Source organism: Sphingobium sp. DN12, assembly GCF_051058005.1.
Lineage (GTDB): Bacteria > Pseudomonadota > Alphaproteobacteria > Sphingomonadales > Sphingomonadaceae > Sphingobium > Sphingobium yanoikuyae.
Window position 1 is genome coordinate 4,037,508 of sequence record NZ_CP173717.1, and the last position, 13,023, is coordinate 4,050,530.

The following is a 13,023-nucleotide window of genomic DNA, read 5'->3' on the forward strand; positions in this document are numbered from 1 at the left end:
AGAATGAACAATAGTTCCTCGCAGCAAGATGGCGAACTTCTGCTTTGCCTTGCGTGAAAGCCGATGTTGCCTTAGCGCAGGGCTGCTCAGTTTCCTTAAGGCACTGCACATATATATGAACGTCAATACCTCGTTCCCCATCGACGGCGAAGCCTCGACCCAGCACAACGCTCTTGTGAAATGGGTGAAAAAGCGGCGCTGGTTCCTGCTGCTGGTAGCCCTGCCAACCCTGCTCGCTGCGATCTATTACGGAATGATCGCAGCCGACATCTATATCTCCGAAGCTCGGTTTGTCATAAAAAACCCGGAGCAAAAGCAGGGACAGATTTCAACACTAGCCAACCTGGTGCAAACCACAGGCCTGTCAGGTGGGCAGGAGCAGACCAATGAGGTTCTGACCTATGTGCGTTCACGCGATGCGCTGAAAGCGCTGGAAAAAGACGTGAACATCCGTGATCGGTTCGCTTCCCCACAGGCCGATTTCCTCAATCGCTTCCCGCAGCCTTTTGCGGATAACGGCTTCGAATCCCTTTATAAATATTATAGCGGGATGGTTGATGCCCATATGGACACGGAAGCCGGAACGGCGGTTATCAAGGTCAAAGCCTATACGCCCCAGGACGCCTACCTCATCAACCGTCAGTTGCTTGAACAAAGCGAAAATCTGGTCAATCGCCTAAACAGCCGCGCTCATAGCAAAGCAATTATAGAAGCGCAGAAGCAGGTAGATCTTGCCACCACGCGCGCCAAGTCGGCACGTATCGCGCTTGCACAATATCGCAATGCTCAGGCGTTGATAGACCCCAGCAAGCAAGCCGTGGGCGTGTTGGAAATCGCCAACACCATGGTAGGCGAGCGTGCTGCGCTGCAGGCACAGCTGGACTTGATGCAAAAGCTGACGCCAGGCAATCCTTCGATCCCCGCACTGCGCAACCGGATCAATGCCATTTCGACCCAGATCGAGACACAGGACAACAGGGTTGTAGGCGATGGCGGTGGCATTGCATCGAAGCTGGGCGGCTATGAAAATCTGCTGGTGGAGCAAGAATTTTCTACCCAGAGCCTGACCGCCGCCAACGCCGCGCTCGTTCAAGCGCGGTCCGAAGCCCAACGTCAACAATACTATCTGGAGCGCGTTGTCGACCCCAACGTCCCCGACACACCATTGCTGCCCAAACGCTTTCTCAACATCCTGATCGTCTTTGCGGCCGCCACCTGCTTCTATTTCATCGCCTGGATGTTCATGGTCGGCGTTCTCGAACACGCGCCGGAAGATTGATCATGATTGGCGCGCATTTACGAAAATTGCGAAATGGCTGGACCGTTCAGGTGCGGGTCATTCACGCGCTGATGATCCGTGAACTGACCACCCGTTTCGGTCGGGAAAATATCGGTTTCCTGTGGATCATGGTCGAACCTTTACTCTTCGCGAGCCTGGTCGCAATGATCTGGCGGTTGACCCATGGCCCAACGGAACATGGCATAAGCATCGTTGCGTTCGTCGTGACGGGATATATTCCGATCACACTATTTCGCCATTGCATATCCCGCAGCGTCAGCATTTTCATCGCCAATGGCAGCCTGATGTATCATCGGCAGATCAAGATACTGGATTTCATATCGGTGCGATGCCTGATCGAGATCATCGGGGGTATGATGGCCTATCTGTTCATTGCTATCATATTGATCCTGGCGGATGCATTTCCCATACCGGACAATATTGGCCTGCTGATCGCTGGATGGCTGCTTTATTCGTTGTTCACATTCTCGGTCTGCCTGATCATTGCCCCGCTTTCCGAAATGTCAGAAGTTCTTGAAAAGTTCATACCTGTGACAACCTATGTCATGCTGCCTTTTTCTGGACTGTTCACGATGAATGCCTGGCTTACGCCGACGATGCGAGAATATCTGATGTGGTCTCCATTTGTGAATGCCATGGAATTGATGCGCAAAGGTGTCTGGGGGGATCAGATTACCGCCTATTACAACATATGGAATCCTATCGCCTGCACTATTGTCGCGTCATCGATTGGCCTGATACTGTGTCGCCGTCTGCGAAAAACATTGACTGTCGAATAATGATTATCTGCAAGAACATCCATAAGTCATACAAGCACGGCTCCAATCACAAGACGGTTCTGCGCGATGTGAATTTCGTCATCCACCCCGGAGAGCGTATCGCGCTTCTTGGACGGAATGGAGCAGGCAAAAGCACATTGATCAAATTGATCGGCGGCGTTGAAATGCCCAACTCCGGCAAAATCGAACGGCATATGTCAGTGTCATGGCCGCTGGGCTTCGCCGGCGGCTTTCAAGGCAGCCTGACCGGATATGATAATGCCCGTTTCATCGCCCGTATATATAATCGGGATTATGCTGATCTGAAGAATTTTGTCGAGGAGTTCAGCGAACTGGGCCGTCAGCTAAGAATGCCGGTCAAGACCTATTCTTCGGGTATGCGCGCCCGTCTTGCCTTTGCCCTTTCTCTGGCAATAGAATTTGACTGCTATCTTATAGATGAAGTGATTTTGGTTGGAGACCAGAATTTTCAGAAGAAATGCCAGTATGAACTTTTTGAAAAACGTGCTGACCGCTCTATGATTTTAGCATCACACAGCACGGAGATCGTACGTGATTTCTGTAATAGAGCTATAGTTATAGCCGATGGAAATGCAACGGTTTTTCAAGATGTGGGAGAGGCGATTAGCATTTATGAGAACCTATAGAATCTTATAAATGTTATTCACATTAATTAATTGAAATATTCAATGAATTATTTCGTCATGTTCGTTGATTAATTTCTTATCAATACAGGAACGGGATATTACCTTGGCCCCACGAAATTATTCGCGACACACAACCGGCAGCACTCCAGATACCATGATGCGATATGCCGTCATCATACTGGGTATGCACAGGTCTGGCACGAGCGCGTTAACCAAGGTAGTGAATCTGCTCGGCGCGGATCTCCCAAACAATCTGATGGTTGCCGGCGAGGGAAATGAAAATGGTCATTGGGAATCCCAGGTCATAGCCAATTTCAACGACGAAATACTGTTCTCAGCAGGAAGCCGCTGGAATGACTGGCTGCCGCTGACGTCGTCCTGGGAACGGTCGGCAGCGTATCAGGATTTCTTCGAACGAGCGTGCAAGCTGATTCAAAGCGAATATGGGCGATCCCCATTATTCGTCCTGAAAGACCCTCGCATGTGCAGGCTGGCCCCATTCTGGCTGGCAGTCCTTGAACATCTCAACATTCGACCAGCCATCATTCTTCCCCAGCGCAATCCGCTGGAAGTCAGCGCATCTCTTTCTGCGCGCGACGGATCGGAAACGGGCCTGGGATTGCTTCTGTGGCTGCGCCATGTCCTGGAAGCAGAAGTCGCGACCCGAAACACGGCGCGTTGCTTCATGAATTTCGCACAATTGCTCAATGACTGGACCAAAGTGGTTAGCATCATTGAGCAAAATACGCATGTAACATTCCCCAGAAGGTCTGTATTAGCCGAAAGCGAGATTGCAAAATTTCTTCTTAAAGATGCAAAACATGAAAATTTTTCACATGAAGAAGCTCTCTCCACCGCCATGCCGATCTGGGTGCGTGATGTATTCGCCATCATGCTGCGCTGGAGCGAGGCAGGAGAAAACCAAGAAGATTACGGCAGATTGGATGAAATTCTTTTAGCCTTCAATGCCGCCTCCCCATCCTTTGCTCAACTTCTCACGAAAGGCGTGGGACTGGGGCATGGTCATGGTTCGGAAAGCATCGCCCGGCGTGAACTGACAGATATCCGGAGCCACGTAGCGGAACTCGAAGACAGGCTGTCTAAAACTCGCCTTGAAGCAGATTCTTCTGTGGAAACGGCACATGCGCTGGCACTTGAAAAAGACGAAAAGCAGCGCGAAGCGGAATTGCTGTTCAGTCAATTGGACACGCTGGACAGAGCATGTCAAGACAAGCAGCGCGAAACAGACCAGGCCCAAGCCGCGCTGGTCGAAACCCTGGCCCTTTTGGAAGGTGAGCGCAACGCTGGCACACAGGCGGTCGCCGAACGTGAGGAAAAACAGCGAGAAGTCGATCAGCTTCATTCTGCGCTGGATGCAATCAAGGCCGATCTGGAGCGCGAACGCGAAGTCGCCGCGGCACAAGCCGCCGAACAGAAGCACGAAATCGAAAAACAGTTTGGCGATCAACTGAGTGCACTGGACAGCGCATATCAGGACAAGCAGCGCGAGGCAGATCAGGCCAATACCGCAATGGAAGCCATCAGGGCTGATCTGGAGCACGAGCGCGAAGCCGCCGCGACACAGGCAGCCGAGCATGAAAAGCAGAAGCGCGAAATCGAAAAGCAATTTGCTGATCGGCTCAATGCACTCGACAGTGTATATCAGGACAAACAACGCGAAGCAGATGAGGCGAACGCCGCGCTGGAAGCCATCAGGGCCGATCTGGAGCGAGAACGTGAAGCCGCCGCGATACAGGCAATAGTGCAGGAAGATCAAAAGCGCGAAATCGAAAAACAATTTGGCGATCGATTAAGTGCGCTAGACAAAACCTGCAAAGACACGCAGCACGAGGCAGATCAGGCCAATGCCGCAATGCAAGCCATCCGGGCTGATCTGGAACGCCAATATGAACTAGCCCTGCAACAGGAGGAAAGCCAGCGCAGGTTGGAACAGCAGTTGCGTGGACGCATCAGCATGTTCGAAAGCGCCTTGATCCAGCGGCAGGAGGAGGCTGCCCAGGCCTGGGCAGAGGTCGATGCGCATCGCCTGCATGAAGCGCAGTTACAATCGGCTGTCAGTGATGAGCAGCGTAAAGTCGTTTATCTTGAGCAACAGAAGCGCGATCTAGAAGCTGGAGTCGATAAATATCTGAACGATATTATTGAATCCAAAGAAGAAATTTACGGCCTTAAATTATTACTGAACGAAAAGAATAATGATGTTTCCATTATTTCTCATAAAATGAGTGTTCTGGAAGCGATTATAAAAGCCAACGCCCAGGAACGCGGCGCGGCAGAGAGCCAGATTGAAAGGCTCAATATCATCATAGATATGAAATCAAATATAATAGACAATGTAAATCATAAAATTCAACAAATTATATCCGATAGAAATCAGGATAATGGTGCATTATCTCAATTAAAAAGGGATAATGAAATCTTATTGGAAAAATTGAATAGAACTGAAATGGACGTTGAGCATCAACGCCATTTGGTGGAATCTTCCAATGATCGCACGGAATGGCTTCGCAAGGTCAGCCTAAAGCTGAAACACAGACCGATGTGGTGGATATTTTTGCCTGCAAAGCAGCGACAGAAGCGGGAAAGGCGCATGGTGGAAAAGGACGGACTGTTCAACGGAGCAGCATATCTTGCACGTTTCCCTGATGTGCTGGAATCAGGGATGGATCCACTCGTCCACTATATGCGCCATGGCATCAATGAAAATCGGTCGTGGTAAACAGCTGCAATTGAGAAATCGTCCAGCCTCTGCCGCGCCGGCTTGTACCCCCGTCTGGCTTCGCGATATGTTGCCATGATGAAGCCGTTGCTAATTCTGCTTTGCCTGTTTTTGCAGGGCTCTGCTTCCGCAAGTGCGCAGCAGGGCCGTCAGAAAGTGGCGATCAGTCAGGAAAAAGGCTGTCGTACCGTCTATGTCCAGGACGGTGCGACATCTGGCAGCGTATCGATCGGGTGCATAGACGCGAGTGGCACTTACCGTAGCGCAGATACGGTCGACCCTCACATGTTCGGGGCCGTGGGTGACTGTGTAGCAGATGATACTCAAGCCTATCGCGACGCCATCGCTCAGGCCCGCAAGACCAAGCGCGCCATCGGTGGGGAAGGGTGTTTCCGTATCACTGGCAGCCTTGACAATAGTGGAGTAACCATTCGCGGCCCCATCGCTCCTTATACACGCAATTCTGACATTCCTGCCACCTGGGGCCATGTACTGGCTCATGATTCAAACCAGGAATCGTTGTTCGCGCCTAGTGGAAGCGGCTGGATTCTGGAAGATGTGGTTTTATACGATCCCCGCCAGACCGGTACAGGGCTGACACCGGTGGTTCGACCGCCGATGATCAAGATCTTAAAGGAAAGTGCAGATTGGACAATCAAAGGATCGGTCGTCGTCAACGCCTTTGATTTCTTCAGCACTGGCCCTTCCAGCGTTATCGGTGACGGTCGCATAACAGACAATCGAATATATGCAGTCCATATTGTCTATGATTTGCACGGAATAGCGCCCGAAACGATATTTGAACGCGGCAACATCTATAGCCCTGGTGTCTACCAGCGCGCTGCGGTTTTTGCCAACAAAGCCATGCTCGCCGCGTGGACCGCCAAAAATGGCACCATTCGCCTGATCGATGTTAAAAACAGACCAGATGGCGGACCAGGCAGCATAGATGGCTGGGCTCCCAGTGATAATTTCAACTTCGGCTATGCCCGCGCCATAGATATTGTGCGCGGCCTGTATAATGTCGGCACCATGAGCAACGAACGCTATGACCAGATAGCGCAGATCGTGCGCACCCACGGCGATGGCGGCATCATATTATCCATGTCGGGCGGAAATGGCTATATTCTCACTTCACGCGACCTTGGCCAAGCGCTGCCCGCTTTCGATTTCGGTGGCCAGGGTACACATATGATATCCATCACCGGCTTTCATGGTATCTTCGCTGCGGGATCCTGGTGTGATATACACACAGATGCGCGTGTCATTTTGTCAATAACAGGCGGTATCCTGGATATTTATGGCCGCAATGACGGTTCACGAAAGAACATGCCGGCCTGTCGCATCGACGGCGCAGCAGCCAGGATAAATTTCAGACCAGGCTATGTGCAGGGTGGAACCCCTACCAGCATCGGTTTGCAAGTGGTCAATGCGTTGAATGTTCTGAGTGACACGACCTATGACAACATATTTTTGCCCATCGATGTAAAAGCGTCAACATCGCAATCCGCAAAGATTTTCGACCGCAGCGTCACATTGCGAACGATCGGCCCCCGTTCCTATCAGTCGCTTGCTTCGCCAGGCGTGCTGACGGCCGCAGGCACATATGACAAACCATTCGCCGACACACCCTGACCTCAAGGCCAAGTGAAACTACTCACTGGGTTGGCAGAAAAGGGGTGCGGCCTGAAGGGCATTCTGATTCATCCTGAGCATGGCGATCCCACCGCGCATAGGGCTGAGCGAGGCCGAGAAGAACGCCCTGCTGATGCAACGGCAGGAGACGGACGGTTCGAAGAACCTCTGGCGCTGAGGGTGCGGATATGATTCTGTTTTTCTCGTAATGTGAGCGAGGAACGTAGGGTGGATCAGCGGGGATTTTTCGATGTTGAGGAACGTTTTTCCCGGCTGAGCGATCTGGGGGATCAGTTGGAGGCCTTTTCTCGGGCAGTGGATTTTGAGCAGTTCCGGCCTGATCTGGAGCGGACGGTGGCCTATTCGGATGGGACCAAGGGTGGCCGCCCGCCGATCGATCCGGTTCTGATGTTCAAGATCCTGGTAATCCAGACGATCAACACCTTGTCAGATGAGCGAACTGAGTATCTGATCAACGATCGGCTTTCGTTCATGCGCTTCCTCGGCCTGGGCCTTTCGGATCGTGTTCCCGACGCCAAGACGATCTGGCTCTTTCGGGAGCGGCTCACCAAAGCCGGTGCCATCGCCACCCTGTTCGCCGGTTCGATGCGATGCTGCGGGGCGCGGGCTATATCGCCATGTCCGGGCAGATCCTCGATGCTTCGCTCGTCGCGGCTCCGCGTCAGCGCAACACGGCGGCCGAGAAGGCGGAGATCAAGGCCGGGCGTATCCCGGAGCACTGGAAGGACAAGCCCGCCAAACTCAGCCGCAAGGACCGCGATGCGCGCTGGACGCTCAAGTTCACGAAGGCGAAGCCCAGAGACGATGGCTCGATGCCGGCGATGGACCTCGCGATCCCGGCATTCGGGTACAAGAACCACATATCCATCGACTGTCGCTTCCGACTGATCAGACGCTGGAAAGCGACCGACGCCAGTGCGCATGACGGCGCCCGCCTGCGAGAGGGGCTGCTCGATCGCAGCAACACCGGCTCCAGTGTCTAGGCCGACACGGCCTATCGTTCAGGGGCGAATGAGGGCTTCATGGAGCGCCATGGCTTCGTATCGAAGGTCCATCACAAGAAGCCACCGCATCGCGACATGCCCACCCGTACCCGGCGGTCCAACGCCGGAAAATCCGTAATCCGATCCCGTGTCGAACATGTGGAGGGATCGAAGAACTGTGTTTTGAGGGCATTTCGGGCTGATCATTCCCGGCAGGGCGTGATTTGATCCCGCGATTCGCGGTGTCTCTGCCGTCCGAAGGGAGATCGGACCTTCACTGGCCAGTGTCAGGTGGCGTTGATGCGTTCGAGATACAGGAAGCGCCTGATATTGTAGACGAGGTTTGCCAAGCCGATCTTCATTTCTGCCCTCTTGAAGCCAACAGTGCGCACGAACAGGCCCATGCGGGATTTCTGATCGTCGAACACATGGACACCTCGAATAACCGGGTGATTTTGGTCTGATGGCGTAGGAAGGGGCACGCGGCGCTGATGAAAGGCGGCGTTTCGGCTGCATTGGCGGCGTGATCGCGGTATCGGCCGAGTTCGGGACGCCAATTCCATGTCATGCAGGCGTAGTTCTGCCCTCGAGCCATGCAAGGCGCTGGAAGTTATAGACCAGGTTGGCCATGCCGATCTTGATCCTGGCACGAGCGATGCCGATGGTACGGATGACGAGGCTTATGCGGTGTTTCTGTCCGGCAAAGACATGCTCAACGGCGGCGCGTACCTTTGAGCGCCTTGCATTGGCTCTGGCTATCCGTTCAGGCAGCGGCCGCCTAGGCAAGCGCTTCTGGTGGATATTGCTGGTGAACATGCCCCTCGCGAGGAATGCCTCGTTCTTCTTCGATCGATAGGCGGTATCGGCCCAAACGCCCGAGGCGGTGTTCTCCTTGCTGATCAGATCGGGCAGTCGCGCCCCATCATGGGCATTGGCGGCGCTCGCATCCCAGGTGCGGATCAGGCCGTGAGTCCGATCTATGCCGATATGATTTTTATAGCCGAACATCGGAATGGCCAGATCGACCGGTTTTGTCGCCCTGGGATCGGCGCCTTCCTGGGCCTTGGCCTTGGTATATTTGATCGACCAGCGCGCATCGCGGTCTTTCTGCCGAACCCTGGCCGGCGTCCAGTCCTTGGGGATGCGGCCTTCCTTGATCGCCGTTTTCTCCTCCTGGGTGTTGCGCTGCTTGGGCGCGGGCACGACGGTGGCATCAATGATCTGACCGCCCATGGCCAGATATCCCCGGTCCTTGAGCGCGGCATCGAAGCGCGCGAATAGCCGGTCGATCGCCTTGGCCTTCACAAGCCGTTCGCGGAACAGCCAAACCGTGGTGGCATCGGGCACGGTGCCTTCCAGCCCCACGCCCAGGAAACGCTGGAACGATAGCCGGTCCTTGATCTGGAACTCGGTCGCTTCGTCGGACAGCGAATACAACGCCTGTAGAACCAGGATCTTGAACATCAGCACTGGATCGAACGGCGGACGACCACCCTTGCCCCCATCGCTATAACCCAGCCCCTCGACCAGCCAGTCCCGAAAATACTCAAAATCTACCGTCCGTTCCAGCATTGTCCGGCGTCAGCACCCATGGCACAGATTATGGGTTGAGATTTAAGGAGGGTTTGGGCTTCGTCGTAGTGACGAAGGAACGCAGATGAAGCCCAAACCCTCCTTGCGAAAATCGCCGACGAAGGCCTCTGCCGAAGCCGTGGTGAAGGATATTCGCCGACAGACGCGGCGGCATTTCTCGGCCGAAGACAAGATCCGCATCGTGCTCGACGGATTGCGCGGCGAGGACAGCATCGCCGAACTGTGCCGGCGTGAAGGCATTGCCCAGAGCCTCTACTACACCTGGTCGAAGGAGTTCATGGAAGCCGGCAAGCGCCGTCTTGCCGGTGACACCGCCCGCAGTGCGACAACGGGCGAGGTTCAGGACCTGCGCCGCGAAGCCCGTGCCCTCAAGGAATGCGTGGCCGATCTGACGCTGGAAAACCGTCTGCTCAAAAAAAGCATGATCGCGGATGGGGGCGACGACGAATGAGGTACCCTGCCGCAGAAAAGCTGGAGATCATCAGGATCGTCGAGCAGTCGCACCTGCCCGCCAAGCACACGCTGGATAAGCTCGGCATTCCCCGCCGGACGTTCTACCGCTGGTATGATCGCTTCCTCGAAGGCGGCCCCGAATCGCTGGAGGATCGCCCCTGTGCGCCAGGCCGGGTGTGGAACCGCATTTCCGAGGATGTCCGCGAGCAGATCGTCGAGATGGCGCTTGATGCGACCGAACTCTCCCCCCGCGAACTGGCCGTGCGCTTCACCGACGAGAAGCGCTACTTCGTGTCGGAGGCCACGGTTTACCGCCTGTTGAAGGCGCACGACCTGATCACCAGTCCGGCCTATACCGTGATCAAGGCCGCCGACCAGTTCCACACGAAGACCACCCGGCCGAACGAGATGTGGCAGACAGACTTCACCTACTTCAAGATCATCGGGTGGGGCTGGATGTACCTTTCGACCGTGCTCGACGACTATTCGCGCTACATCATCGCCTGGAAGCTGTGCACCAACATGCGCGCCGAGGACGTCACCGACACGCTCGACCTCGCTCTCAAGGCCTCGGGTTGCGATAGTGCCACGGTGCTGCACAAGCCCCGGCTGTTATCGGACAACGGCCCCGGCTACATCGCGGGCGAACTCGCCGAGTACATCGAGGCCCAGCAGATGAGCCACGTTCGCGGAGCCCCGTTGCATCCGCAAACTCAGGGCAAGATTGAGCGCTGGCACCAGACCTTGAAGAACCGCATCCTGCTGGAGAATTACTTCCTGCCCGGCGACCTCGAGGCCCAGATCGAGGCGTTCGTGGAGCACTACAATCACCAGCGCTACCACGAGAGCCTGAGCAACGTGACCCCGGCAGACGCCTACTTCGGCAGGGCTCCCGCCATCATCAGGCGCCGCGAAACCATCAAGCGAAAGACCATCGAACATCGCCGCTTGCTTCACCGCAAGCTCGCCGCCTAACATCAAGCCCCAGACGAGGCCCGCTCTCCGCTAATCCACGATCCCATCTGTGCCAAATGTTTCGACGACGGACAATTTGCGCAGCTTCGATACAAGCATATCCACGCATATTCTTGATCGAATGCAACATGGCGTGATGCAGACTGTCTATCGCGGTGTAAGATTCCTCAAAAATCCATTTGATATTGGCTTATATCTTCAACTATTATCGCGACTAAAGCCAAAAACAGTCATAGAAATTTGCTGTCGATTCGGTGGTTCTGCGTTGTGGTTTGCGGACATGATGCGCTGTCATGGCATCGAGCATCCGCATGTCATTGCGCTCGACATCGCGCCCGAAGTCGATTTTGCAGACCCCAGAATCATGGTGATCCAAGGCGATGCGGCAGCATTGGGCAATAGTTTGCCGGATACACTATTAGCCACACTGCCCCGTCCTTGGCTTGTAGTGGAGGACAGCAGCCACTTTTACCATCATTCCATGGCGACGCTGGAATTTTTCCATAACCGCCTTGATGTTGGTGATTATATCGTCGTGGAAGACGGCATAGTCGAACATTTGAGCGGTGAAAATTATCGCCAATATCAAAATGGACCCAACCGCGCAGTCGCCGATTTTCTGGCGAAGGAGGGGACACATTATAGTGTCGATACAGAGCTCTGTGATTTTTACGGGACCAACGCGACCTATAACCCGAATGGATGGTTGCGCCGAAAATAGATACCCGGCCCACCATTCATGGTGAACCGGGGTCTATCCGATTATTTAAGTCCGATAATAGACGTAAACGCGCCATCATTACCATTATTGCCATTCATCCTATTGTTTCCGTATGAAACAATGGCGGAACCGGATAACGGTGAAACACCACCTCCATTACCATATATGGATGAATTTCTAACCAATAGACCAGCGCTTGTTCCAAAACTTGCTAGGGTCAGGACTCGTTGATCAGAGGCAGAAGATGACGGTGGCAGCGAGGGCGATGGCCGAGAAGAAGGCATTGGGGCACCGGTCATAGCGTGTCGCGACCCGTCGCCAGTCCTTGAGACGCCCGAACATGATCTCGATGCGGTTGCGCCGTTTGTAGCGGCGCTTGTCGTGTTTGACGGCCTTGTTGCGGGATTTGCGACCCGGGATGCAGGGGGTGATGCCCTTTTCCTGCAAAGCATCGCGGAACCAGTCGGCATCATAGCCACGATCGGCGAGCAGCCATTGGGCTTTGGGGAGTTCGTCCAGCAGGGCGGCGGCACCGATGTAATCGCTGACCTGCCCTGCGGTCATGAAGAAACTGATTGGGCGGCCGTTCGCATCGGTAACGGCATGAAGCTTGGTGTTCATGCCGCCTTTCGTGCGTCCGATCAGGCGTCCCGCGCCCCCTTTTTTACCGCAAGGCTCGATGCCGTACGGTGGGCCTTGAGATAGGTCGCGTCGATCATGACCGTCTTGCGCTCCGCAGCCTGAGGCGCTGCCAGACCTTCCATCATCCGAAGGAAAACGCCCTTGTCACCCCACCGCTTCCAGCGGTTGTAAAGCGTCTTGTGCGGCCCATAGGCTTGGGGAGCATCCCGCCAGCGCAACCCATTCCGATTTACGAAGATGATGCCGCTCAACACCCGTCGATCATCAACGCGGGGCTTGCCATGGCTTTTTGGAAAATAGGACTCAAGACGTGCCATCTGCTCATCCGTCAGCCAGTATAGGTCGCTCACATTCGATCTCCTTACGGAGTCTGAATCAGATCACGCCTCTCAGATCAATCAGCCATTCTAACACATCACGTCACTGGCGATTATTATACATCCCCGGTGCAAAGCCTATCCGACACTCGCCCATCAAACAGAAACATGGCCAATGCCCTACACGCCAAGCATCCCAAGCATTCGCATCTGAACC

8 protein-coding genes and 3 pseudogenes are annotated in these 13,023 nt (G+C 54.4%); 8 read left to right on the forward strand and 3 right to left on the reverse strand.

From position 1 onward, the window contains the following. Positions 1-115: 115 nt before the first annotated feature. The 6 genes and pseudogenes from ACI6S0_RS19175 to ACI6S0_RS19200 all read left to right on the forward strand — a co-directional run. Positions 116-1,279, forward strand: a complete 1,164-nt coding sequence (locus ACI6S0_RS19175; protein WP_434403983.1) for a Wzz/FepE/Etk N-terminal domain-containing protein — start codon at positions 116-118, stop codon at positions 1,277-1,279. Between the two features lie 2 nt (positions 1,280-1,281). Next, complete coding sequence (locus tag ACI6S0_RS19180; protein ID WP_434403984.1) at positions 1,282-2,079, forward strand: ABC transporter permease; 798 nt, start codon at positions 1,282-1,284, stop codon at positions 2,077-2,079. Next, the gene (locus tag ACI6S0_RS19185; RefSeq protein ID WP_434403985.1) at positions 2,079-2,726 is read left to right on the forward strand and encodes an ABC transporter ATP-binding protein; all 648 of its coding nucleotides are present in this window, start codon (positions 2,079-2,081) and stop codon (positions 2,724-2,726) included. Before ACI6S0_RS19180 ends, ACI6S0_RS19185 begins: the two co-directional genes overlap by 1 nt. A gap of 154 nt (positions 2,727-2,880) precedes the next feature. After that, positions 2,881-5,466: a hypothetical protein gene (locus ACI6S0_RS19190; protein ID WP_434403986.1), complete on the forward strand. Its 2,586-nt coding sequence runs from the start codon at positions 2,881-2,883 to the stop codon at positions 5,464-5,466. A gap of 75 nt (positions 5,467-5,541) precedes the next feature. Continuing rightward, entirely contained in the window at positions 5,542-7,101 is a 1,560-nt protein-coding gene (locus ACI6S0_RS19195) for a hypothetical protein (protein WP_434403987.1), read from the forward strand. Positions 7,102-7,329: 228 nt separating this feature from the next. Continuing rightward, a pseudogene (locus tag ACI6S0_RS19200) lies at positions 7,330-8,318 on the forward strand (IS5 family transposase); the annotation flags it as partial. A gap of 74 nt (positions 8,319-8,392) precedes the next feature. Here ACI6S0_RS19200 and ACI6S0_RS19205 read toward each other — a convergent pair. Next, positions 8,393-8,536: pseudogene (locus tag ACI6S0_RS19205) on the reverse strand (IS5/IS1182 family transposase); the annotation flags it as partial. A gap of 133 nt (positions 8,537-8,669) precedes the next feature. Beyond that, a pseudogene (locus tag ACI6S0_RS19210) lies at positions 8,670-9,647 on the reverse strand (IS5 family transposase); the annotation flags it as partial. 115 nt (positions 9,648-9,762) lie between these two features. Between ACI6S0_RS19210 and ACI6S0_RS19215 the strand changes: the two are divergent. Next, positions 9,763-11,126 (forward strand): IS3 family transposase gene (locus tag ACI6S0_RS19215; RefSeq protein WP_139278864.1). Its coding sequence is split into 2 segments (ribosomal slippage): positions 9,763-10,110 and positions 10,113-11,126, totalling 1,362 coding nucleotides; the frame shifts between segments, so codons are not numbered across the junction. A 136-nt stretch (positions 11,127-11,262) separates the two neighbouring features. Continuing rightward, entirely contained in the window at positions 11,263-11,847 is a 585-nt protein-coding gene (locus ACI6S0_RS19220; protein ID WP_434405967.1) for a CmcI family methyltransferase, read from the forward strand. Positions 11,848-12,078: 231 nt separating this feature from the next. Here the strand turns inward: ACI6S0_RS19220 and ACI6S0_RS19225 are convergent. Continuing rightward, a protein-coding gene (locus tag ACI6S0_RS19225; protein WP_434403988.1) for an IS5 family transposase occupies positions 12,079-12,839 on the reverse strand; the annotation gives its coding sequence in 2 pieces (ribosomal slippage) (positions 12,079-12,515 and positions 12,515-12,839; 762 coding nt in all). Positions 12,840-13,023 lie beyond the last annotated feature (184 nt).